Source organism: Sorangium sp. So ce119 (assembly GCF_051524405.1).
In the GTDB taxonomy this organism is placed as follows: domain Bacteria; phylum Myxococcota_A; class Polyangia; order Polyangiales; family Polyangiaceae; genus Sorangium; species Sorangium cellulosum_G.
Map to the genome: position 1 here is coordinate 4,053,097 of NZ_CP150310.1, position 23,903 is coordinate 4,076,999.

A 23,903-nucleotide genomic window follows, 5' to 3' on the forward strand; every position below is an offset into this window, starting at 1 on the left:
GAACCGCGCGCTCAGGGCATGCCGGCGAGCGCGCGGCACTCGGCGCCGAGCGGGGAGTCCGCCGAGGAGAGCTCGGCGCACTTGCGGAACGACGCCCGCCCTCCGCGGCCGGCGGCTTGCTCCGCGGCGCCGCGGAGGTGCCACGCCGTGGCGCTCCCCGGGGAGGCGGCCGTGAGCTGCTGGGCGAGCTGCACCGCCTTGCCGGTCTGCCCGGACTCCAGCGCGCGCATCACGCGGGCCGAGAGGGGCCCGCCCTCCTCGTCCGGCGCGGCGGGCGCCGGCGTCGGCGGCGCCGATCGCGGCGCCTCCCGGGGCGCAGGCGAGGCCTGCCCCGTCGTCGCCGGAGCGGCCGTCTGCGCCGTCGGCGCGGCGGGGCTCGTCGCCGCCGGTCCGGGCTGTGCGCTCGCCGCGGGGTCGTTCGGCTGGCCAGCCGGGGGATCGGCCGTGCCTGCGGTGGAGAGCCCGGGCGCGACGGCGCCGGTCGGATCCCCTTCCGGCTCCGGCGCAGCGGGAAGCGTCGGGGCCGCCGCGGTCGGGCTCTGGTCTTCGCCCTGGAGCGACGGGTCGACCGGCGCGGAAGGCGCGGAGCGCCGGTCCTGGCTCATCAACCACACGCCGGCGACCCCGATCGCGGCCGCGGTGACCAGGCCGGCGACGATCCGCGCGGCGCGCGCCCGGCGCGCCTCCTGGCGCGGCGCCCAGAGGGTGGCCTCGACCGCGCCGGCGGTCGTGTCGGCGTCCTCGGCGGTCGACGACGGCGCGCGCAGCGCCGGCCTCTCCGGCGGGTCCTGCCCGGCGCGGAGGAAGAAGCGCTCGCTCTCGCTGAGCGGCTCGCCCTCGCTCGGGGGCGCGTCGTCCGGCGCCGCCACGACGCTCGCCGGCGGCGCCTCTCCGGGCGGCGCCTCTCCGGGCGGCGCGTCGCCGGCCGGCGCGTCGTCCGGCGCCGCCGCGGCGGCCTCGGGCGAGCGAGCCTCCATGGCCGTCGCTTCGCCAGCAGACGGCGCCTGCGCGGGCGGCGCGTCGCGCGGGATGACGACCGCGGGCGGCGCGTCGCTCGGCGGGCGGGGCCGCAGCGTCGGGCTCGCCGACGCCGCCGCGGCGCGCTCCTCCCCGGCGGCCGGCGCCGCCGCTGCCTCGGGCGACGGGGCCACGGCCGGACGGGGCGGCAGCCCTGCGGGCGGAAGCGGCGGCAGCCCTGCGGGCGGAAGCGGCGGCAGCCCTGCGGGCGGAAGCGGCGGCAGCCCCGCGGGCGGAAGCGGCGGCAGCCCAGCGAGCGGAAACGACGGCGGCGCGGGTGCCCGGAACGACGCGGGCGCCCGGGAGGACGCGGGCGGCTCGGGGGGCCAGGACCGGAAGCGCTTCTCGAAAGGGCTCGAGGCCGGGGGCCTGTCGCTCGGGGGGCGCTGCTTCTGCGCGAAGCTGCGCGGCGTCACCAGCGGCCGCGTGAGCGGGGCCTCATCGCTGCTGGCGAGCGTGGTGTCCTTGTCGATCTCCACCCCCGCCGCCACGCGCCCCCAGACGGCCTCGACGGCCGCCGCGGCGCTCCGCGGCGGTTCCGACGGCGACCGGCCGCCCTCCCCGCCAGGTCGCCCCGTGGCGGCCGACGCGGCGCTCCGCGGCGGCTCCGACGGCACACGGCCCCCTGCCGCGCCAGGCCGCCCCGCGGCGGCCGACGCGGCGCCCCGCGGTGGCTCCGACGGCACACGGCCCCCCGCCGGGCCAGGCCGCCCCACGGCGGCCGACGCGCCGCCTCGCGGCGGCTCCGACTGCACGCGGCCACCCGCCGCGCCAGACCGCCCCGCGGCGGCCGACGCGCCGCCCCGCGGCGGCTCCGACGGCACGCGGCCACCCGCCGCGCCAGACGCAACGCTGCGCGGCGGATCCGACGGCGCCCGGCCGCCCTCCGCGCCAGGCCGCCCCGCGCCGGCCGAGCGGCCGACCGCGCCGTGGACCGCGCTGCGGGCCGTCACCGGGCGCCCGGACGACTCTGCGTCGGGGTCCGCCGCCTGCTGCGCGAGCATCTCCTGCCCGGACCGGGAGCGCGGGAGCACCCCGGGCGACACCCGGTTCGAGAGCGGCGCCGGCACCACGGCGGCGTCCTCGAGGTCGTCGGCGCCGGCGTTGCCCGGGCCCCCCTCGGGATGGAAGGAGCGCCGCGCGCTCGACGGCGACGAGAGCGGCGAGAACTCGTCGTGGAACGCCGCGTCCGGCTCGCTCGGCACGACGTCGTCGGGCGGCAGCGCGGCGGCCGGGACCAGCAGCCCCTCGAAATAGAGCTTCGAGATGGTCGAGAGCGTCGAGAGATCCTCGAACGGCGACGCGTCGACCACCTGCATCAGCGTCCGCTTGCCGTCGAACAGGCGCAGGATCCCGTTCAGCTCGTCGGGGATCTCGTTCAGCCGCTCCAGCAGCTCCTCGCTGTCGACCTCGAACACGGTGGCGAGCGACGGCAGCGCCTCGAGGAGCCGGCCCCACTCGTCGACCCGGCGCATGCCCTCCATCAGCAGGCCCTGGGTCGACGTCTCGATCACGTCGGGGTTGTCGACCTTGCAGAACTCGACCTCGAACGTCCCCTCGTTCCAGAGGAGCGCGCGGTAGACGGCCTCCTCGCCGCAGAGCCGGCCGAGCGTCGCGTCGACGACCTTGCCCTCGCGGAAGTAGACCTGCGCCTCGTTGTCCCCGTGCGAGAGGTGCACGATCCCGCTCTTCCGGCTCACCTCGAACGTCTGCAGGAGATCGACGACGTTCATGTCGAGGATCGAGCCCGAGAACCGGGTCCGCCCGGTGGTCGAGAAGTGGCGCGTCGTGATCCCCTCGCGCGTCCGCCGCGCGAGGAGCAGCGTCACCCGCGCGATGAGCTCGCGCACGAAGATCGGCTTCGTCAGGTAGTCCTCGACGCCGAGCTCGAGCCCGCGGATCTTGTCCTCGATGGACCGCTGGCTCGTGAGGAAGACGACCGGGATCGCGGCCCAGTCGGCGTGCTCCTTCATCTTGCGGACGAGCGCGTAGCCGTCCACGTTCGGCAGGCGCGTGTCGCTGAGGACCAGGTCCGGCGTGGAGACCTCGAGCTTCGCGAGGGCGTCCGCCCCGTCCTTCGCGGTGGTCACGCTGTAACCGGCCTTCTTCAGGCTGACCTCGAGGACCCGAACGCTGCGTGGATCCGCGTCGACCAGGAGGAGCTGTTGCTTGGCCACTAGAGGTTTCCGCCCTCGCGAAGGATGGCGAGCCCGAGCGGACGCTGTCAAGCGTCCGCCCCGAGCGTCGCCGCTGCCGACGATCGCATTGTCCCGCGGCCGTGAGCCCGGTGATCGGCGGCGCCCATCGTGAGCACATCACGCCTGGAAAGGCCAGGTTTCGTCGAGCGCCGCGCCCGCGATCAGCGCTTCCAGGGATCGATGATATCGCCGGCTGAAGGCGACCTCACGGTCGGCGCGCTCGGCGCCCCGGTCGCCGCCGGTCGGGCCGTCGCCACGGGCGGCCTCGCCGGGCTCACGACCGGTGTCCCCTGCAGGCGGGGCGGGTCCTGCGCGGGCGGCGCGGCCGCCGTGCTCCCGGGCGGCGGCTCGCCGCGCTGGCGCTCGTCGCGCGCGTCGCGCTGGGGCTCGTCGCGCACCGCGCGTGGGGGCTCGTCGGACGCCCGCTCGAGCGCCGCCGGCGCCTGGAGCGCGCCGGGGGCGGCGGCGTCGGGCGTCGCCTCGTGCGCCGAGGCCCGCAGGGCGCGGAAGCCGAGGGCGATGGCGATCGGCACGAGGACCGCCGCGAGCGCGATGGCGACGCGCGCGCCCATCGAGAGCGAGTCGGCCGGCTCTCGGGGCACCTGGACCGGGCCGAGCATCTCGTCGCGCTCGCGCAGCTTCAGCGGATCGCGGCGCGGGTGCTCGTCCTGGAGCATGGAGGCGGCCGCGCGGCCCGGCGCGCCGAGGGCGAGCTCGATGGCCGCCGCCAGATCGGCCATCGAGGCGAAGCGCTCCTCGGGGCTCTTCGCGAGGCAGCGCATCACGATCGGGCCGAACGCGCCGAGCGCGGAGGCGTCGGGCATCACCTGCTCGAGCGGCTCGGGCGACATGTACATGTGCTTGGTCAGCACGCCCATGTACGTGTCGGCCTCGAAGGGCACGCGCCCCGCGAAGCACTCGTACATGAGGACGCCGAGCGCGTAGATGTCGGCGCGGCCGTCGATGCGCTTCCCCTCCGCCTGCTCCGGGCTCATGTAGTGCGGCGTCCCGAACACCATGCCGATGCGGGTGAGCCGCTTGCCGCCGGCGACCTTCGCGACGCCGAAGTCGAGCAGCTTGACGAACTCCTGGTCGCCGTTGCGGACGAGGTACACGTTGTCGGGCTTGAGATCGCGGTGGATGACGCCCGCGGCGTGCGCGGCCCCGAGCGCCGCCGCGCACTGGAGCATGATCTGCCCGACCCGCTCGGACGGCAGCGTCTTCTCGGTGCGCAGGAGCGCCGCGAGGGAGGTCCCGGTGAGGAACTCCATCACGAAGAACGGCAGCTCCGGCTGCGCCGGCTCGACCTCGATCGCGCCGAAGTCGCTCACCGCGACGATGTTGGGGTGGCCGATCGCCGCGGCCGCCTTGGCCTCCTGGATGAAGCGGGCGACGAGCTCGGCGTCCTGCGCGATGTCGCGCCGCAGCACCTTCAGGGCGAAGAGGCGGCCGAGGGATTTGTGGCGCACCTCGTACACCGTCCCCATGCCCCCCTCGCCCACGACCGCCTGCACCTCGTAGCGGCCGTCGATGGTGCGCCCGAGCAGCGGATCCGCGGCCGGGTTCCAGTCGGGCGCGTCGACGAGCGGATCGCCGTCGAACGGGCAGAACCTGGAGTCGCCCGAGAAGGTCAGCTTGCAGGTCGGGCAGCGCCGCGCGCGCGGGATCTGCTTCACCTTCCCCCGGCGCGCCTGGAACATGTCGCCGCGCGTCGGGAGCGCCTGCATCACCGGCAGCCCGTGGCCGCTCGCCGGCGGCGCGTCCTCGTGAGCGCCCGTCGCGTCGCCGCGCGGGGGCGCGTCGCTGCGGGCCGGCGGCGGCGTGGTCCCGAGGTCCCCGTGCGGCCGCGGGATGTCGTCCCGATGGAACAGCTCGGCGGTCTCGGAGTCGCCGGCGGTCATCTCGGACTGAGCATCCCCGGCCATGCGGAGCGTTACTGGCACCCCGGCGAGTCTAGCCGAAAGCGCGCGCGGTGTTTCGGATCAGATGGCAGCATCGTGGCGACGGAGGGCGAGCGCCCGCCTCGACGGAGCGCCCGGCGCGGCGCGCAGGGCGCCCGGAGGGCGTCAGATCTCCTCCAGGATCTTCGCCTTGCGGGCCTGGAACTCCTCGTCCGTGATGAGGCCCTTGTTCTTGAGGTCCGCGAGGCGCTCCAGGCGCTGCTCGATGGACGGCCCCGCGGCCGGGGCGGCCTGCGGCGCGGCCGGGTAGCCCTGCTGCGGCGCGCCCGGGTAACCCTGCTGCGGCGCGCCAGGATGCTGCATGTGCGGCGGCACGAACTGGGGCTGGCCCTGCGCCGCCATGGCGGGGTTCATCGCCTGCGCCAGGCCGGCGCCGATCGCCACCTGCGCGCCGAGGCCCGCGACGCCGCTGCCGTCGCCGCCCTGCGCCATGCCCTGGCCGGCCCCCATCATCGCCTGGCCGGCGGCGTAGTTCTGCCAGTTGCCCGCGAGCTGCTGGACGTACCGCGCGTCCTGCTGGAACCGCTGATCGAGCTCGAACTGCTTCGCGCGGGCGGAGTCCTGCGCGACGCCGATGCCGCGGCGCGCCTCGCCGCGCGCCTTGTTCGCCTCGCGGAGGAGCCGCTGGTCCTCGGCCGAGAAGTTGATGTTGAAGTTGCCGATCTCGAGGATCTTGCAGCCGATCTCCTCGAGGTTCGGCGCGGACTGCACGATGCGGGCGCCGAGCTCCATGCTCATGCCGCCGAGGTTGAGGAGGCTCTTCTGCTGCTGCGCGCAGACCTGGCCGATCACGGTCTTCACGCTCATGAAGAACTTGCCCTTGATCCAGCTCAGGACGACGTCGTTGTCGCCGCTGCCGCCGCACTGCCCGTGGTAGCCGACGACGAACCGCACCGGGTCGACCACGACCAGCGAGAACTCGCCGAAGATGCGCGGCGTCACGAACTCGTAGAGGATCGGGTCCTCCATCGACTCCAGCGGCCCGCCGAAGGGCACGCCGCGGACCGGCTGCGTCTTGACGAAGAAGATCTCGGCGATGAAGACGTCCCCGCCCGTGAACTTGTTGACCAGGTTGTTCAGGAACGGGATGTTCTGGGTCTGCAGGGTGTGGCGCCCCGTCGGCAGGTAACCCATGTACCTGCCGTCCTTGAAGAAGAGGGCACACTCATCGCTGTCGACCGTGAGCTGGGACCAGAAGGGGACGTTCTGGTCCGGGTGCTTGTAGACGATGAGATGCTTCGCCGCGTCCGGGCGCGCGATCATCATCTCGCGGACGCCGCTCTTCACGAAATCGAAAATCCCCATGTCGCGCTCCTCTGCCTGTGCTGGATTGACGAGCGTGCCCGCGCCGTGCCCCCGCCTCGAGCTCTTCTCGGCACGCGGCGCGCTCCACCTGCGCTGTCCGTTATCCGTTGACGATCGCCGCGCCCTTCAGGCACACAGCGAGCTCAAGATAATCCGCAGATCGCGGGGCAGCAATGCCCCCGCCGGGGAGGATCGCATGCCCGTCGCCTCGCTCGCGCCACCTCCGCCACCCTCGCAGGCTCCGCGTCGACCGCCCGCGAGCTCCGTCGCTCGGCGAGCGACGCGCCTGTCTTCCCGGCATGCCTGGCGCGATGCCGCGCCGGGGAGGCGCCGCCGATGATCGCGCCGATCGACGTCGGCGCCCTCTCGGCGCCCGCGCAGAAGGTGGCTCAGCCGGGAGCGCCGCAGAAGATGCGGGAGATGGCGGCGCGCGGCATCGCCCCCGGGCTCAAGCCGGGCGAGGTGGTGACGCTGCTCGTGCTGCTCGCGTCGCGCGAGGACGAACCCGCCCGCGAGACCGCCGAGAAGACGCTGTCCGCGCTCCCCGAACCGCTGCTCCAGGGCGCGCTCGGGGGCGACCTGCAGCCCGCGGTCGTCGATCGGCTGGCCCGCCTCCACGCGGGCCGGATCCCGGTGGTCGAGCGGCTCTGCGCGATGCCGACGATCGCCGCGGAGACGCTCGAGGAGCTCGCGCGGACCGGGACCGAGGCGGTGACCGAGCTCATCGCCGTCAACGAGGAGCGGCTGCTCAAGAACCCGCGCATCATCGAGAGGCTCTACCTCAACAAGCACACGCGCATGTCGACGGCCGATCGGCTCGTCGACCTCGCGTCGCGCAACGGGGTCGAGCTCACGGGCATCCCGGCGTGGCGCGAGGTCAGCCTCGCGATCAAGGACGAGCTCATCGCCGAGCCGTCGCCGGAGCCCACGCCCGACGACGTGCTGTTCAGCGAGACCCAGGCGCTCGCCGAGGCCCTCGCGGCCGACGAGCCGGTCGACACCCACGTCGAGGACGAGGAGGGCAAGGAGGAGATCAAGGAGCAGTACGTGCCGCTCTACAAGCGCCTCGCCGACATGACCATGTCGCAGCGGATCCGGCGGGCGATGCTCGGTTCGCGCGAGGAGCGCATGCTGCTCGTGCGCGACTCGAACCGCCTCGTGGCCAGCGCCGCCGTGCGCAGCCCGCAGATGCAGGAGGAGGAGGTCGTCCTCATCACCCGCAACCGGAACATCTCCGACGAGGTGCTGCGGATCGTCGCGACCACGCCGGAGTGGATGAAGAGCTACACGGTGAAGCGGAACCTCGTGGAGAACCCGAGGACGCCCGTGCTCGTCGCGACGCGGCTGGTCCAGCACCTGCGCGAGTCGGACCTCCGGGGCATCGCGAAGAGCAAGAACGTCACCTCGCCGGTGAAGGACGCCGCCAGGCGGCACCTCGAGCGGCGCAAGAGCTGACGCAGCACGCCGCGAGGGGCCGGCGCGAGCGCCGGGCAGGCGGGCGAGCGGCTCGCCGACGCCGACGCCGGCGCGGCGCGCTCGGGGATGACGCCGGCGAAGCGCGCGCCCGGCGGCGAGCCCCCTTCCCGCCTGCACCCGTGCGCCGCTAGCCTGCGCCCACGATGAGCGACCTGGTCCGCTTCGGTGTGGCGATGGATCGAGCGCTGCTGGCCGAGTTCGATCGGCGCATCGCCGCGCAGGGTTACGAGAACCGCTCCGAGGCGCTGCGGGATCTGGTCCGCGCGGATCTGACGCGCGCCGCCTGGGACGAGGGGGCCGAGGTGGCGGCGACGCTGACCGTCGTCTACGCGCCCGAGGTGCGGGAGCTCGTGCAGCGGATCTCCGCGCTGGAGGAGCAGCACGCGCGGGCGGTGGTCTCCAGCTTGCTGGTCCGCCTCGACGAGGGCCGGCTGCTCCAGGTGATGGCGCTCAGGGGCCGCGGCGCGGCGCTGTCCGAGCTCGCGGGGCAGCTCGCCGGGGCCAAGGGCGTGCTGTCCTGCGCGCTCACGCCGGCCGCGGCGCTCCCGGATGCGGCGCCCGAGGACGCGCGCCGGCAGCGGGGCTGACGCGGCCCGTCACCTGGGCAGCTTCACGATCGTGCCGCTGCCCTCGTTCGCCCAGTAGACATGGGTCTCGTCCACGGCGATCCCGGTCGGGGCGTCCTGGGCGTCAGCGAGCACGAGCGCCTCGCCGCCGGCGACAGGCACCTTCATCACCGAGCCGTTCGCGGCGCCCATGCCACCGAAGTTGGTCCAGTAGACATGATCCGCGTCCACCGCGATGAGGTACGGATGGTCCTGCCCGGAGGCGAGCTCGATCGGTCCACCGCCGGCGATCGGCGCCTTCATGACGGTGCCGCCGTCGGTGTTGACCCAGTAGACGTTCTCGTCGTCGACCGCGACGCCGGTCGGGCCTGCCTGCCCGGAGACCATGTTGCCGAAGGCCGAGGCGCCGAACTGCCAGCTCTCGATCGAGCTGTCGGTCGTGTTCGACCAGAAGACGCGGTCGTCGCGCACCGCGATGCTGTTGGGTTCGCCGACCACCGCGATGTCGACGGCCGGCCCGTAGACCCGGCTGCCCGTGCGGTTCGCCCAGTAGGCGTGGCCATCGACGACGGCGATCCCGAACGGGCCGCTCTGCGCCGTGGCGATCGGAGGCGGCTTGTCGCTTCCATCGAGCGACACCTTCATGACGCTCCCCGCCTCCAGCTTGCCTCCCGCGTAGTTCGTCCAGTAGACCCAGCTCGAGTCGACGGCGATCCTGGCCGGCTCGTCGAGGCCGTCCTGGAGCGGCGGGGGCATCGTGTCGCTGCCGTCGAGGGGCACCCGGATCACCGAGCCGTTGAGGGCCCCCGGCTCCCCCTGGATCGCGCAGTAGATGTGCGTCGCGTCCACCGCGATGCCGAGCGGCCTGTTCAGCCCGACGGCCATCTCCACGGGACCGCAGACGCCCTCCGGACAGCCGCCGCCCGCGCCGCCAGCGCCGCCCGCGCCAGCGCCGCCCGCGCCAGCGCCGCCCGCGCCAGCGCCGCCCGCGCCACCGGAGCCGCCAGCGCCGCCCAGGCCACCGGAGCCGCCGGCTCCCCCGGAGCCGCCCGAGCCCCCCTCGAACTGGAGCTCGCTCAGCCCCGAGAGCGCGGCGCACCCGGGCAGCGCCCCGAGGCTCGCGACGAGGAGCGTGACCGTTCGCCGCGACACGAGGTGCCGCACCGTTCGCACATGCATCAGATCGGAGCTCTCCTGAGCTTCTGATCTACGCGTCGTCGCCGGTAGTGTCAGCGACTTTCACGGTCGTCTTGGGCGGATCGACGATGAATGTGACCAGGCGCTCTTTGGCCTCGAACTCCTGCCGGTAGATGACCGCCGAGCGCTTGTACTTGAAGGGGCCGATCCGCACGCGGTGCCAGAGGCCGCGGCCCTTGACGTAGGCCGGCTCGACGTAGGCCTTGTGACCACGGCGGCGCAGGGCCGCCGCGAAGCCCTCGGCGTCGGCGGGCTCCTTGAACGAGCTCACCTGGAGCTGGTAGCCGCCCGGCCCGCCCCGCTCGGTCTCGGGCCCCTCCTCGCGCGACACGTGGCGGGCCATCGCCGTGAGCGTGTCGTTCGGAGCGACCTCGCCCGCCGCGGGCCCGAGGACGTGCTGCGCCGGCAGCGGGACCACCGGGAGCCGGTCCGCGGGGAACGGCGGAGCGGCGTCGGCGACGGGAGGCTGAGCGGAGGCCGCCGCCTTCGCGGCCCGCGGATCGCGCACGGCCTCGAGCGCGGTCGTCGGGTGCTCCGCGTCGGAGAGGATCGCCGGGAAGGTCACGTCCTCGCCGATCGTGGCAGGGCGCGGCGCCGGCTTCACGCCGGCCGGGTGGGCGCGCGCGACCAGATCGCCGAGCGGATCGGCGCTGACCGGCCGCTCGCGCTGCGGAGCGCGCAGGAGCGCCACGGCCGCGAAGACAATGCACGCCCCGCCGAGCGAGGCCAGCACCAGCGCGCCCGCGCGCGATGGGCGAGCCCCGGGATCCTCCTCCTGGATCTCCTCGAGGTTGCGCACCGCCCCGGTGTCCATGCTCTCGCCTTTGCTGCGCCTCATGCTTCCTCCTCGGCCCGTCTACCCTGCCCATCCGAGACGCGACAACTTTCGTGTCTCACTTTATCCTACATCCGCCGGAGGGGCCTCGACGGAGAGCGCATCGGCGGTGAGCCCGCGCTTCCGCTGGGCCGGGTAGCCTCGCACGCGGGGCGCGCGCGGGGAAAGTTCCCGGCTGCGGGCGCCGGGCCGCGTTGGCGTGCGGGTGATGGCCGCGGACATGGCAACTCCGCGGAGGCCTCGCGTCCGCTCACCTCGACATCGGTGGGGCCGAGCAGGTGCTGTGTGGCGTCGAGCGGCGGCGCTATGACTGCGCACCATGAACGACCAACGGCGCCCTCCTGGCGCGCGGCCCGATGCGCCTGGATCGACGGAGCCGGAGGCGACGCGCGACGACGCCGGGCCGGCGCGCGGCGGGGCGCCTGGGCAGGGCCCGGACGACGCCGCGGCGCAGGCGCACGGCCACCACGGCGGCGCCGCCGCGCTCGCGCTGGCCGCGCTCGGGGTGGTCTTCGGCGACATCGGCACGAGCCCGCTCTACGCGCTCAAGGAGTGCGTGAGCCCGACGCACGGCGTGCCGCCCACGCCCGGCAACGTGCTCGGGGTGCTCTCGCTCATCTTCTGGTCGCTCATGATGGTGGTCACGATCAAATACGTCACCTTCATCACGCGCGCCGACAACGACGGCGAGGGCGGCATCCTCGCCCTGCTCGCGCTGGTGCCGGCGCGGCTCCGCGCCAGGGGAACGGAGGGCGTCGGCTGGGTCGCGGGGCTCGTGGTGGTCGGCGCGGCGCTGCTCTACGGCGACGGGGTCATCACGCCCGCGATCTCGGTGCTGAGCGCCATGGAGGGGCTCGCGGTGGCGACGACCGCGCTCGAGCCGCTCATCGTGCCGCTCACCTGCGCGATCCTGGTGGGGCTCTTCAGCGTGCAGCGCTGGGGGACGGCGCGCGTCGGCAAGGTTTTTGGCCCGATCATGGTCCTCTGGTTCACCGCGCTCGCCGCGCTCGGGCTCGCGTTCATCGCCAGGAACCCGGCGGTGCTCGCGGCGCTGAGCCCCGCGCACGCGGCGCGCTTCTTCGCCGATCACGGCCTCCACGGGGTCGCGATCCTCGGGTCGGTCGTCCTCGTCATCACGGGCGGCGAGGCGCTCTACGCGGACATGGGGCACTTCGGGCGCGGCCCGATCCGGCTCGCGTGGTACGGGCTCGCGCTGCCGGCGCTCGCGCTCAACTACTTCGGTCAGGGCGCGCTCCTGCTGCAGGCGCCCGAGGCCGCCGCGAACCCGTTCTTCGCGATGGTGCCGAAGGGCCCCCTCACCTACGCGCTGGTCGCGCTCTCCGCCATGGCCACCGTGATCGCGTCGCAGGCGCTGATCTCCGGCGCCTACTCGCTCACGCACCAGGCCATCCAGCTCGGGTACCTGCCGCGGACCCAGGTGCTCCACACCTCGAGCACGGCCGAGGGGCAGATCTACATCCCCGCGACGAACTGGGCCCTCGCGGCCGGCTGCCTCGCGCTCGTGCTGATCTTCCAGCGATCGAGCGGGCTGGCCGCCGCCTACGGCCTCGCCGTGACCGGCACGATGGGGATCACATCCATCGTCTACTTCGTGGTGCTGCGGCGCACGTGGGGTGTCCCGCTCGCCAGGGCGCTGCCGCTCCTGCTCCTCTTCCTGGCGCTCGATCTGCCGTTCCTCGGGGCCAACCTGCTCAAGTTCCTCGACGGCGGGTACGTGCCGGTCGCCATCGCGGCGGTCCTGTTCGCGATGATGGTGATCTGGAAGCGGGGCCGCGCGCTCCTCGTCGAGCGCTTCGCGCGGGCGGTCCCGTCGGTCGAGGCGTTCGTGAGCGGGCTCGACGCGTCGTGCCGCGCGCGCGTCCCCGGCACGGCGGTGTTCCTGAGCTCGCGCACGGGCAAGACGCCGTACGTGCTGGCGCACCACCTCAAGCACACCAAGGTGCTCCACGAGACCGTGGTGCTCTTGACCGTGGTCACGGAGCACGTCCCGCGGGTGGCGGACAAGGATCGCCTCGATCTGACGAGCCTCGACAAGGGCGTCCACCGGCTCATCATCCGCTCGGGCTTCATGCAGTCGACCGACGTGCCGGCCCTCCTGCGGCGGGCCGCGGCGGAGCACGGGCTGCCGATCGATTTCGCGGACGTGACGTATTACCTGGGCCGCGAGACGATCCTCGCCACCGACCGGGGGCGGATGGGCAGGGTCGCGGAGACGATCTTCGCGGTGATGGCGCGCAACGCCGGCGCCGTCCCCGGCTACTTCAGGCTGCCGCCGGAGCGGGTGGTGGAGCTCGGCGTGCAGGTCGACCTGTAGCCGCGCCCCCGCCGCCGCCCGAGGCCGGCGCACCGGGCGGCTGTCGCGATCGATCCGGGCCGGTCTGCGCGCGGCGCGCGGCCCCGCCGTCGGCCGCTCCGCGCGTCCGCTGGGATTTCGCGCGCGCGAGGCGCTATGACTCCGCCCTCATGAAGACCCAGCCTCCGGGGCGCGCCCATCCTGCGCTCGGCCTGCTGCTGCTCGGTTGCGTCGGTTGCGCCTCCGAGCCGCGGACCATCACGGTCGAGGTCGTGCCGGGGCACGAGACGGGCGCCTTCCAGGAAGATCCGCCCGTCGCCCGGGTCGAGGTGACCGCCGCGGCGATCGAGGGCGACGTCGCCGTGTCCGCGTGGGCCGCGCCGGGCGGCGCGCTCGACTTCGGCGAGATCCCGGACGATCGCGCGTACACGTTCGAGGTGCGCGGCCTCGACGCGGGCGGCGCGACCGTGGCGCGCGGGCGCTCCGCGTCGGGCATCTACCTCGCCGCGCTGTCGGGCGAGGTGCTGCCGCTCTTCGCCCAGCGGACCGGCCGGTGGGCGCGGCCGCCGGGCGGGCTCGCGGCGTCCCGCGTCGGCGCGCCCGGCGCGGCGCTCGCGGAGCGCTACCTGATCCTCACCGGCGGCGCCGCCGTCGCCAGCGCCGGCGCCGCGGCGGGCGCGGTGGATCCGGCGCGGATCGACGCGTACGACATCGCCCTATGGGGCGGGAGCGCCTCCAGCGGCGCGCTCCCGCGGGCGGCGCGGTCGCTCGTCGTCCGTGGGGACGTGCTGCTCGCGATCGACGACGAGGGCGCGACGTGGACCGACCTGGTGGCCGGGCAGAGCGCCGAGGCGGCGCTGCCGACGGGGCTCGGCTCGTTCGCGGAGGTGGCGGGCGGCCGGACGATCGAGGCCACGGACGGGCGCTCGTTCGTGGTCGGCGCCGCGCGCGCGGGCGAGCCCGCGGAGGCGCCCGGCCAGCCGTCGGACGCGGTGCTCGTCGTCGGCGCGGACCTGACGCTCTCGGTGGCGCGGCTCCGACACGCGCGGGCCGGCGCCGCGGCCGTGTGGGTGGAGGGAGTGGGCCTGGTCGTCGCCGGCGGGAGCGCGGAGGGCGCGGGGGTGGAGGTGCTCGGCGACGGCGCGACCGCGTTCCTGCCGAGGGCGTTCCCGCCGGACGCCGCGCGCGGCGCGGGCGCCGCGGTGACCGGGCCCGGGGAGATCGCGCTCGTCGGCGGGGTCCAGGGCGGCGCGCCGGCGCCGACGCGGCGGCTCGCGCCGGGGTGCGCGGCGAGCTGCGCCGCCGCGGAGGTCGCGGGCGCCGCGCTGCCCGCGGCGGTCGTGGACGTCGCCGCGTTCGCCCTGCCAGGCGGGCGCGTCCTCGCGGTGGGCTCCGAGGCGGGCGACGGGGGGCTGACGAGGAGCTTCGTGGTCGACGTCGCGGCGGCCGAGGTCGAGGAGCTGCCGCTGCGGGAGCCGCGGCGCGGCGCGACCGCCGTGCCCGCACCGAACGGGACGCTCGCGCTGATCGGCGGGGCCCACCCGGATGGGGCGCCGGCGCTCACGATCGAGACGTTCTTCCCGGAGTGAGCGGCGGGCAGGCGGGCTCGTGAAGCGCGCGCGGCGGGCCGCGAGACGTGATAGGCGAGCCGCATGTCCACAGACGTCGAGCTCCAGTGTCGTTGCGGAAAGGTTCATGGATGGCTGCGCGACGCGTCGCCGAGCACGTCGAACCGCGTCGTCTGCTATTGCGACGACTGTCAGGCTTTCCTGCACCACCTCGGCCGCGCGGAGCTGCTCGACGAGCGCGGCGGCTCGGACATCGTGCAGGTCGCTCCTTCGATGATCTCGTTCGACCGCGGCAGCGAGCTCGTCGCCGCCTTGCGCCTCACGCCGAAGGGCCTCTATCGCTGGTACGCGAGCTGCTGCAAGACGCCTCTCGGCAACTCGTTGACGCCGCGCGTGCCGTTCATCGGCATCGTCACCGAGCTGTTCCAGCAGGCGCCGAGCGCGCGCCCGTGCGATGAGGTCTTCGGCGCGCCGCGCGGGCGCATCATGGGCAAGTTCGCGATCGGCGAGCCGCCGCCCGGGTCGTTGAAGCCGGACGTGCGTCTCCTCGCGCACACGATCCGGAAGCTGATCAGCTGGAAGCTGCGCGGCAACGCCTGGCCACACCCCTTCTTCGATCGCGCGAGCGGCAATCCCAGGTACGCGGTCACGGTGCTGTCCACGGCCGAGCGCGACGCGCTACGCCCGCTGTGCGGCCCGCGTCCCGCGCGCGCCTGACGGCGGCGCAGGCCCTCACTGGCCCACAGCGGTGATAGACCGCCGATGTGCCAGCGAGGGCCGCGTGGTGCTTCAGGAGGTGCCAGGCCCCCGCAGCGTGCTGCTCGGCCTCGGCGCGCTTCGCCGCCGAGGAGATCCCCCGATTCGCCCTACTGGCGAGCGACGCGCTTCAGCGGGTACGGCGCAGCTTCCAGCTCGGTCATCGTGAAATACCCGGAGCCGTCCGTATCGTACTCGATGGACTCGCCCTGCACCTCGTTCGTGTCCGTGAGCGCGACGGGCGACGCCGCGAAGGCCGACTCGAAGCTCCCTCCGGCAGGCGCTCGGTACTCGTAGACGGCCCGGTAGGTGCGCAACAGGAACCGGTTTGCGCACGGATGGATGGCCCCAGCGGTGACCGATCGGGCGTTCCCGTCCACGCCCAGGGGTATCTGGAGGTCTGCCACGTGAATCAGCGTGGACATGGTGTTGGGCGCCGGAAGCGGCTTGGGGAACTTGTACGCCTTGCTCAGCCCTGTGGTGCCGTTCTTCGTGACGACGTAGATGTCCCCCGTCGTCGGATGCACCATGAGCGCCTCCGCGTTCTGCGGCGTGTCCGGATACTGGAAGGGGAACCTGTCGCCAGACACCGTGCCGCTCGTCTCCCCCGCGGCGAGGTTCGGCTCCCGCATGCGGTACACGGCGAACGTCGTCGGCTCGGGCGGGTCGTGTCCGCTGATCTTGCCGATGTCTCCCATGAAGATGCAGCTCCCCGCGGGGCACGGGCCGGTCGCGATGTCCTCCCAGTCCCAGGGGAGCACGCCGGCGACGTAGTTCCCGACGACCAGCGCGGCGTTGGTCTTGTTGATCGCGACGAAGTTCGCGTTGTTCTCGCTGTGCGCGTACAGGATGCCCGGGTTGACGCGGCTCGCGGCGAGCCCGGACATCTCGACGATGTCGGTCGAGGCCAGCTTCCCCAGCGTGGTGTAGGTGCTGGCGAACGAATCGCCCGCGGAGCAGCTCGGGGTACCGGCGGGCCTCAGCGTGACGACCTGCGCGGTGTTCGTGTTCGGGAACGGAGAGCTGCCGCTCCACGCCGGCTGCGCGCCCGCAGCGCCGAGCTGCGCGTACGCCGCGTCGAACAGGAGCCCCGTGGACGACGAGAGGAGGCACGTATCGAAGGGCTCGGTGAAGCCCGAGGGCGGCTGGATCGGGCTCGCCGGGCAGGCCGAGCCCGTCCAGACCTGCGTGCCGAACCAGACCGCGACGCCGTTCGCCGCTGTCGTGGTGACCGCGGGCGCGGCCAGGGTCGCGGAGTTGCCGTTCTTCTGGCCGCTCACCGCGTCGATCGGGTTCGCGGGGTCGGCGCCGCTGAACGCCACGATGCTCCCCGCCACGTAGGCAGAGACGTCGAAGCCGAAGGAGTAGCTCGCGGGCTCCGCGCTGGTCGCCACCTTCCATAGGACCCAGGACTTGACGGCGGACGCGCTCTGATCCGAGCGGAGCAGCGTCCATCCCGCCGGCGGAGCGATCACCGCCTCCACGTGGTCCCGGTTGGCGATGCGCGCGATCAGGACATCGCCTTGCACGACGCCCGCCGGCTTCGCGACGACCAACGAGGTCACGTTCTTCGCGGTCGCTGTCGAGCTGGAGCGGAAGGTTACAGTCGAGAGGGATTGGGCGGCCTCGCCCATCTCACCGGCGCTCTCGCCCTCGAGGTCCGTGCCCTGGAGATCGGGGGAGACGCAGCCAGCCCATCCAAGCAGCGAGATCGCGCCAACGACGCAGGCTCTGGCGCCGAGATTCGTCAAATTCAACGTAGGTTTCCTTTCGGTTACTGTTAAGCAGCTCTCCAGTTAAGCGGCTCGATAACGGAGAGGAAACTAACCACAAAATATACATGGTGCAACCCAGGTGACGCCGATGGCGAACCGCCCCAGGGTGGATGAGCTCATGAGAGCGTCATTTGTCGTGGATTCGAACGGTCACACTGGCACCTACACAGGCCACATGTCGATCGACGCCGGGCGGGATCCTCGTCTCCAGAACGCATCCTTCTTCCAGGAGAGAGGCAAATTAAACCACAGGCAAAGCGACGAGATCTCAACCTGAAACAGGCTCCCCGGCACAGTCTTGACAATGCCCGGGAATACCGTATCTCATCTCTTTGATAGCCTTGATCTTGCTTGGTGGCACCATCGCACACGCTCCCTCCCTGATGCGGGTGAAATGATCCACCGAAAGGAGAACACGTTGAGCTTGCGCACTGTCGCCCCCACACTGTGTGTCGCCCTGGCGGCCGTTCTCGCGGGCTGCGTCGTGGGCGCCGATACGGGCGCTGACGAGGGCGCCGCGACAGACGGCGATCACGTCGGTGACCAGCAGCAATCGCCGCTCGCGGCGCCTGGCTGCACGGTTCGTCTCACGCCGACGAGCCTCGTCGCCAGCGTCGCGCAGGCCGAGAACCCGGCGGCGAACGTCGCCGATGGCAGCCTGGCCACCCGCTGGTCGGGCCGCGGCAAGGGCGCCTACGTGACGGCGGACCTGGGCGCGACGCAGCGCATCTGCGGCATCTCTCTGGGCTGGTACAACGGCGGGGTCGATGGGCGCATCTACGACTACGCGCTCTCGACGTCCACGGACGGCCGAGAATTCTCGCCGCTCTTCGCGGGGAAGAGCCTGCCCAACACCGCGCTCCAGCCGGTCGAGGTCCAGGCCGTCGACGCGCGGTACGTCCGCCTCACGGTCAACGGGAATACCGTGAACGACTACGCCAGCGTGACGGAGCTCCAGATCTCCGGCAGCGCGGCCCCCGCCGGCGCCTTCGTCCATCCGGGCATCCTGGTCAGCAAGGAGCAACTGGATTTCGTCAAGGCGAAGATCGGCAGCGGTCAGCAGCCCTGGAGCAAGGAGTACCAGCTCGCCAGGGGCTCGAGGCACGCGCGGCGGGACTACGTCGCCAGCCCGGTGCCGGTCGTGAAGTGCTCCACGCCTGGCTCGAAGCAAAAAGCCCTCGATCTGGGCTACGAGCAAGCGGGCTGCAGCGAGATCGTCGACGACGCGAACGCCGCCTATACGCAGGCGCTGCTCTGGCACTACAGCGGCGACGCACAGTATGCCGAGAACGCGAGGCGCATCCTCGACGCCTGGGCGCGCACGTTGACCGCCATCCTGTTCGATCAGCCCCGCTTCCCGGACAACAACGGCCAGGTCTACGCCAACGGCCACTTCGCCGCTGGCTGGGCAGGCACCAACTTCCTGCGGGCCGCGGAGATCTTGCGTTACACGTACAGCGGCTGGACGGCCGAGGACACGGCGCTGCAAGAGAACCACTTCAAGACCGTCTACTGGGACCTGGTGAAAGACGGCTGGACGGGCGGCGCGAACCGGACCTCCGTGATGAACGAGACGGCGCTCGGCATCGCGATCTTCACGAACGATCGCGAGAAGTACGAGTACGTCGTGAGCCAGGTAGAGCACTCCAGCAAGGCCATGGTCTACATGCCGAGCGACGGCCGCCAGCCGCTCTATCCCATCTATCAGGGCAAGCTGCGCTACACCAACGACGCGAAGGGCGATCTCGCGGGGATCTGGAGCAACCCGACGCGCTACATCGCCGGCCTCGAGCAGGAGACCTGCCGCGACCTCGGGCACATGCAGATGGGCATGAGCTCGCTGGCGAACATGGCAGAGACCCTTCGCATCCAAGGCGATGCTCGCAGCGCCTACGGCGACGACCCGGTTCATCACGAGAACCGCCTGCGGGAGGCGCTCGAGCTGAACGCCGATTACGTGCTGCAGTACCTCGACAATACGGGCAATCGGGTCGGCGTCGAGGTGACGCCCGCGGGCTGGATGCCGGCGCGGAACTGGCCATGCAGCAGCTTCGCCAAGACCGCCGGCGGCGGCTCGGCGGTCATGGGCTGGGAGATCGGGTACAACGAATTCCGCAACCGGCGCGGGATCAGCATGCCGAAGACCCAGGAGCTCATCACGCGCATCAGGGCGATGAGCAGCGCTTCCACCCGGGTCGGCAACCACATCGGCTGGGAGACGATGACGCACGCGGGCGCGCCCTAGCCGCCCCGCAGCCCCGATCTCCTGCACACGGGCTCCCGCGCGCCGCGGGAGCCCCCCTGCGCCGTCGCCCGCCACCACCGGGTGTGGGCCTGCTCGGCGGACCATCAGCCAGCCTGAGCGCCAACAGCGTCCTGACCGTGACCGAAGCGCGGCGCGAGGACGTGGTTCTCGAGGTGAACGTGCTGAAAGACGTCCCGCTCGATCGCCTGAAGCTCGCCGAACAGCGCGCGATAACTGCCGCAGGCCCAGTCGGGGAGCGCGAAATCGTCGCTCGCATCACGGAGGGTCTCGAGGAGCTTCGCCACCGCGAGGTGCTCGTCGCGCATCGCCGCGAGGGCCCGTCTCGTCTCCGGGTCGACGTTGGCGCCCGCCGAACGGAGCGCCGGAAACAGGTTCGCCTCCTCGTCGTCGAGGTGCGCGAGCAGGGTCTCCGAGAGCTCGCCCACCGCGCCGTCGAGGGCGCGCAACTTCGGGTTGTGCTCCCCGTGAACCCGCGCGACCTTCGCCGCGAGCGGTCGCACGAAGGGCAGCGCCTTTCGCAGATACGCGTGGTGCTTGCCCACGATGTGGTCGATGAGCGCGGGCGTCGAGGCTTCGCGCATCGCGACCGGCGTGTCGCCTCGCCGCTCCGCGATGGCTCGCTCGAGCTGCCCCAGGAGCGCGGTGAGCTCGACGCCGCGCTCCTTGGCGGCTTGCTCGAGGCTGAGCTCTCCGCGGCAGCAGAAGTCGATGCGGTGCTGCTGGAAGACCTGGGCGCACTCGGAGTGATCAAGGACGATGTTGGCGACGGGTTGGGTTGGGCTCAGCACGGTGGACCTCCTGCCGTCCGTGCAGCACGGCGCGTGCCGGCGCTCCATCGCGCACGAATCCGCGTGGTTTCGCCCTCGAAATCGCTGGCTAGCTTGCCCCCTGCCGCGGCGCGTTCCAAAATGGAACATATGGAACACCAGTGCCCGCAGAGCTGCGAGGTTTGCGGCCTGATCCCGCGCGCACCGCGCCTGTCGGGGGCGACCGACGTGGTCGCCCGTAGCGCCGCGATGCAGACCGTGTTTCGACGGGTGGCGCGCTTCGCGATGAGCGAGGCGCCTGTCGCTGTCCTGGGCGAGACGGGTACCGGCAAGGAGGTCGTCGCGCGGATGCTGCACGCGAACTCACCGCGCGCGTCCGGCCCCTTCGTTCCGGTCAACGTCGCGGCCTTGCCGGCCGAGCTCCTCGAGTCCGAGCTCTTCGGGCACGGCAAGGGAGCCTTCACCGGCGCCACGCAAATTCGGCGTGGGCTGTTCGAGGCGGCGAGCAAGGGAACGCTCTTCCTCGACGAGGTGGCCGAGCTGCCTCTGCCGCTGCAGGCCAAGCTGCTGCGCGCTCTGCAGGACGGCGAGATCCGGCGCGTCGGCGAGAACCAGGCGTTCGAGAGCGACGTCCGCATCGTCTGCGCTACGCACCGAGATCTCCTTCAGCGCGTGCGAGGGGGTGGCTTCCGGGAAGATCTCTACTACCGCCTCAAGGTTCTCTCCGTGCTGGTTCCGCCTCTCCGTGAGCGGCGAGACGACATCCTCCCGCTCGCGTGCCGCATGCTGGGCGAGGAGCGCACCAGGGCGCACGGCTTCACCGACGCCGCGAAAGCCGTGCTCCTTCGCCACCACTGGCCGGGCAACGTGCGCGAGCTGCAGAACGCCGTGAAGCACGGCGCGGCGCTCGCGACCGGCGCGTCGATCGACGCCGAGGACCTCCCGGAGGAGCTGCTCACGGCGCTGCCCCCACCTCGCGCGCCCGTCGCGCTTCGGTCGCTCGCGGAGGTCGAGCGAGAGCACATCCTCCGCGTTCTCGATGCTTGTGGCGGCTCTCAAGCCGAAGCCGCGCGCGTGCTGGGGGTCGGGCGCAACACGCTCTGGCGCAAGCTGCGCGAGTACAGCGCTAGCTGATGGCACGTCTCCTGCTCCAGAATCCCGTGAAAGCGTCCCGTGAAAGGAGTCGCCTATGCTCTCGACCCAGCTTGCCCACCACCTGTCGCTCGAGGTGTCGTGTCGCGCGTGCCCGGAGACCCACGCGGTCCCGCCCGACGTCGTCGACGGCGGCGCGCTGCAGGGACCGGAGCCGTCATGAAGCGCGATCGGCGGCTCCGCGGTCTGTCGTCCGAGCATCACCACGCGCTCGTCCTGGCCCGCGTCATCGAGCGGCAGATCGACGCCTGGTCGACGTCGGACGGCGCACGCCTCCGCGAGCAGTTCGATCGGCAGCTCGAGCCTCACTTTCTCGCGGAGGAGCAGGTGCTCCTGCCCGCGCTGCGCGCCGCGGGCCGGCTCGACCTCTGCGAACGCGTTGAACGCGACCACGCCCGCCTGCGACGCGCGGCCGCGTCGGCGTCGGCGGGCGACGCGAGCGCCGCTCGGGCGTTCGGAGCAGAGCTCGCCGAGCACGTGCGCTTCGAAGAGCGGGACTTGTTTCCCGTGTGCGAGTCGCTCCTCGCCGACGAGATCCTCGACGAGGTCGCGCGCCGAGGGCCCAAGGCGGATTCATCAGGTTCGTGACCATCGGCTCTCGTCCACGGCAAGACGGGCCCATCGTCCTGCTGCTCCAATGCTGCTTGACGCCTGGATCGACCTGCGACGGTCACTTCATCCGGAATTGCAGGCGAAAGGTGAGCGTTCGCCAGACCTCGACGGGCCCGACGAAGAACACGAATCCAGAACGAGCGTGGTACATGCGGCGCTCCCCTCCTTGTCGTGAGTGCCGATCGATATCAGTGCTCGCGTGCTCCGGATAGCCTGCCCCGCGCGCACGTCACGGCAGCAGCAGCGCCAGCGCGCCCGCTTCAGGCAGGATCCCGGTGACCATCCGAGACGGGCGCCGCCACGGGGACGCGCTCCGACTCCCACGCGAAGAACCCGCGCGCGCGGACGCACGCGTCGGCGATCGCGTGCGCGGCGGTGATCCGGCTCTCCAGGGAGGCCGCCTCGAAGAACCGGCGCGCCGAGCGGGCGACCTCGGGGTCGCACCTCTCGAGCTCGGCGAAGAGCTCCTTGGTGCGCGGCAGGACGCCGTTGCGCGCCCGGAGGTGGTGGCGGACCATCGCGAGCACGGCCTCGGCCAGCAGGGCGCTGGCCATCACGGGGTCGCGTTCGACGACGTCGAGGGCATCTTCGAGGAGCGTCGCGGCGCTGTACCGCTCCCAGATGTCCTGCTCCGGCGTGAGCGCAGCGCGCCGCGCGAGCCACGCGGCGGCCTCCGCCCTGAGCTCGTCGAGGAGCGGAGATCCCAGGACCGGAAAGCCGGTGGCGAGCATGTGCGCGGTGGACGGCCGCCCGCGCTGGTGCTCGGCGGCCCAGTACTCGCGGACGGCGGCGGGAGGATTCACGAAGATCTCCGCGGGGACGTCGCCGAACCAGCGCTGCAAACGCTGCTTGTACGGGGCGCCGTGGATCACGAAGACGTCGAGATCGCTCGACGCGTCGCCGCAGCCGCGGACGATGGATCCGGCCGCGACGATGGCGAGCGGCTCGAACCGCTCGAGCACGAAGTCGACCGCCGCGCGGAGCGCGGTCGCGTACCTCGGCGAGAGATCCGGCCAGCGGCATCGCGCGAGCGCGCCGTCGGCCACGCCGGGCCCGGCGCTCGCCCGCGCCTCACCGCGCGCCCGGTACACCGCGCGCAGGTCCTCCGCGATCGCCCCGAGCCGCGCCCGCAGCGCCGCCGGCTCCAGCACCTCGACGCCCCTGCCAAGACCGATGATCTGCGAGGCCGCGATCGACTCCCGCTCGAAGTCGACCGTCACGGTCCTCGTCCCGTCGCGCCCGCGGCTCCCCTGCCCCCACCGCTCGTGCTCGCCGGCGGGCCGGACCCGCCGGAGCGCCGCTTCGCCCTCCTCGCTCGCGCGGAGCGTCACCACGTAGCTCGCACGGCGCTCCGCGAACCGCTGACACCATTCCTTCCAGCAGGCCGCGAGGTCGAACCCCTCGGGCCGCGCAAACCCCTCGTCGAGGAGCCGCGCCCCCTCCACGCGCGCGCCCCGGAACACGCTCGGCCCGCGCGCCGTCCCGGCCACGAGGTACCAGCGGTCCGCCTTGATCACGAGCCCGTACGGGTCCACCACCCGCTCGCTCGCCTCGCCGTCGAAGTCCCGGTACGCGAGCCACACCTTGCGGTCCTGCCAGACCCCCTCCCGCAGCACGTCGAGGTGCGGCACCACCTCCCTGCCCTGGAACCACCCCGACGAGTCCACGTGGAGCCGCTGCCGCGCGTGCTCCGCGGCGGACCGCTGCACCACCGGGAGCGCCGCCGACAGCTTGATCAGGCCGCTCTCCAGCGCCGCCGACAGGCCGATGTCGGCCAGCGCGCCCGGCGCGGCCACCGCGGAGAGCGCCTGGACCTCGGGCTGCGTCAGCCCCGTCAGGCTCGTCTGCCACCCTTCCAGGAGCGCGATGCCGCCGTTCGGGCCGCGGTTCGCATAGACAGGCACGCCCGCCGACGAGAGCGCGTCGAGATCCCGGTAGATCGTCCGCGCCGAGACCTGAAGGCGCCGCGCGAGGTCCTCGGCCGTGAGCTGCCGGCCCTTCGCCTGCTGGAGGAGCAACATCAAGCTGAGCAGCCGATCCGCGCGCATGAAGTCCGTCCGTGGTCCTGGCCTCGATCCGACCCCGATTCGACCCCGATTCGACCCGGTTCCCAGCCTACGCGCAATTCATGACAGGAG

17 protein-coding genes are annotated in these 23,903 nt (G+C 72.7%); 9 read left to right on the top strand and 8 right to left on the bottom strand.

Annotated features, from left to right (window positions below):
* Positions 1 to 11: 11 nt before the first annotated feature.
* From WME76_RS15170 to WME76_RS15180, 3 genes are all read right to left on the bottom strand, one after another.
* Positions 12 to 3,194: a response regulator gene (locus tag WME76_RS15170; RefSeq protein ID WP_437960830.1), complete on the bottom strand. Its 3,183-nt coding sequence runs from the start codon at positions 3,192 to 3,194 to the stop codon at positions 12 to 14.
* A 182-nt stretch (positions 3,195 to 3,376) separates the two neighbouring features.
* Positions 3,377 to 5,116, bottom strand: coding sequence for a protein kinase domain-containing protein (locus tag WME76_RS15175; protein WP_437960831.1), 1,740 nt, complete (start codon positions 5,114 to 5,116; stop codon positions 3,377 to 3,379).
* 165 nt (positions 5,117 to 5,281) lie between these two features.
* Positions 5,282 to 6,481 (bottom strand): SPFH domain-containing protein, encoded by a 1,200-nt coding sequence (locus WME76_RS15180; RefSeq protein ID WP_437960832.1) that lies wholly within the window; start codon positions 6,479 to 6,481, stop codon positions 5,282 to 5,284.
* A 336-nt stretch (positions 6,482 to 6,817) separates the two neighbouring features.
* Between WME76_RS15180 and WME76_RS15185 the strand changes: the two genes are divergently transcribed.
* Together WME76_RS15185 and nikR are read left to right on the top strand one after the other, a co-directional pair.
* Positions 6,818 to 7,936 carry a hypothetical protein gene (locus WME76_RS15185; RefSeq protein ID WP_437960833.1) on the top strand — a complete coding sequence of 373 codons (1,119 nt, stop codon included), beginning with the start codon at positions 6,818 to 6,820 and terminating at the stop codon, positions 7,934 to 7,936.
* A gap of 164 nt (positions 7,937 to 8,100) precedes the next feature.
* On the top strand, positions 8,101 to 8,544 hold the full coding sequence (nikR, locus tag WME76_RS15190; RefSeq protein ID WP_437960834.1) for a nickel-responsive transcriptional regulator NikR: 444 nt from the start codon (positions 8,101 to 8,103) through the stop codon (positions 8,542 to 8,544).
* A gap of 9 nt (positions 8,545 to 8,553) precedes the next feature.
* Here the strand turns inward: nikR and WME76_RS15195 are convergent, their stop codons facing one another.
* Together WME76_RS15195 and WME76_RS15200 are read right to left on the bottom strand one after the other, a co-directional pair.
* Positions 8,554 to 9,702, bottom strand: coding sequence for a hypothetical protein (locus WME76_RS15195; protein ID WP_437960835.1), 1,149 nt, complete (start codon positions 9,700 to 9,702; stop codon positions 8,554 to 8,556).
* A gap of 28 nt (positions 9,703 to 9,730) precedes the next feature.
* Positions 9,731 to 10,558, bottom strand: a complete 828-nt coding sequence (locus WME76_RS15200; protein ID WP_437960836.1) for an SPOR domain-containing protein — start codon at positions 10,556 to 10,558, stop codon at positions 9,731 to 9,733.
* 316 nt (positions 10,559 to 10,874) lie between these two features.
* Here WME76_RS15200 and WME76_RS15205 point away from each other — a divergent pair, with 316 nt between their 5' ends.
* From WME76_RS15205 to WME76_RS15215, 3 genes are all read left to right on the top strand, one after another.
* A complete protein-coding gene (locus WME76_RS15205; protein WP_437960837.1) occupies positions 10,875 to 12,890 on the top strand; it encodes a potassium transporter Kup in 2,016 nt (671 codons plus the stop codon).
* Positions 12,891 to 13,039: 149 nt separating this feature from the next.
* Positions 13,040 to 14,458, top strand: a complete 1,419-nt coding sequence (locus WME76_RS15210; RefSeq protein WP_437960838.1) for a hypothetical protein — start codon at positions 13,040 to 13,042, stop codon at positions 14,456 to 14,458.
* Positions 14,459 to 14,521: 63 nt separating this feature from the next.
* Complete coding sequence (locus WME76_RS15215) at positions 14,522 to 15,154, top strand: DUF6151 family protein (RefSeq protein WP_437960839.1); 633 nt, start codon at positions 14,522 to 14,524, stop codon at positions 15,152 to 15,154.
* A gap of 149 nt (positions 15,155 to 15,303) precedes the next feature.
* On the opposite strand, the gene WME76_RS15220 is transcribed toward WME76_RS15215, so the two are convergent.
* A complete protein-coding gene (locus WME76_RS15220; RefSeq protein WP_437960840.1) occupies positions 15,304 to 16,758 on the bottom strand; it encodes a cell wall anchor protein in 1,455 nt (484 codons plus the stop codon).
* Between the two features lie 628 nt (positions 16,759 to 17,386).
* Here WME76_RS15220 and WME76_RS15225 point away from each other — a divergent pair.
* Complete coding sequence (locus tag WME76_RS15225) at positions 17,387 to 19,213, top strand: discoidin domain-containing protein (protein WP_437960841.1); 1,827 nt, start codon at positions 17,387 to 17,389, stop codon at positions 19,211 to 19,213.
* A gap of 104 nt (positions 19,214 to 19,317) precedes the next feature.
* On the opposite strand, the gene ric is transcribed toward WME76_RS15225, so the two are convergent.
* Complete coding sequence (gene ric, locus WME76_RS15230; RefSeq protein WP_437960842.1) at positions 19,318 to 20,022, bottom strand: iron-sulfur cluster repair di-iron protein; 705 nt, start codon at positions 20,020 to 20,022, stop codon at positions 19,318 to 19,320.
* Positions 20,023 to 20,055: 33 nt separating this feature from the next.
* On the opposite strand from ric, the gene WME76_RS15235 reads away from it, so the two are divergent.
* Genes WME76_RS15235 through WME76_RS15245 form a run of 3 tightly spaced genes read left to right on the top strand, consistent with a single transcriptional unit; the run spans position 20,056 to position 21,741 of the window.
* Positions 20,056 to 21,135 carry a sigma-54 interaction domain-containing protein gene (locus WME76_RS15235; protein ID WP_437960843.1) on the top strand — a complete coding sequence of 360 codons (1,080 nt, stop codon included), beginning with the start codon at positions 20,056 to 20,058 and terminating at the stop codon, positions 21,133 to 21,135.
* Positions 21,136 to 21,190: 55 nt separating this feature from the next.
* Positions 21,191 to 21,316: a hypothetical protein gene (locus tag WME76_RS15240; protein WP_437960844.1), complete on the top strand. Its 126-nt coding sequence runs from the start codon at positions 21,191 to 21,193 to the stop codon at positions 21,314 to 21,316.
* On the top strand, positions 21,313 to 21,741 hold the full coding sequence (locus WME76_RS15245) for a hemerythrin domain-containing protein (protein WP_437960845.1): 429 nt from the start codon (positions 21,313 to 21,315) through the stop codon (positions 21,739 to 21,741). Before WME76_RS15240 ends, WME76_RS15245 begins: the two co-directional genes overlap by 4 nt.
* 284 nt (positions 21,742 to 22,025) lie before the next feature.
* Here WME76_RS15245 and WME76_RS15250 read toward each other — a convergent pair whose 3' ends face one another.
* Complete coding sequence (locus WME76_RS15250; protein ID WP_437960846.1) at positions 22,026 to 23,813, bottom strand: WYL domain-containing protein; 1,788 nt, start codon at positions 23,811 to 23,813, stop codon at positions 22,026 to 22,028.
* Positions 23,814 to 23,903 lie beyond the last annotated feature (90 nt).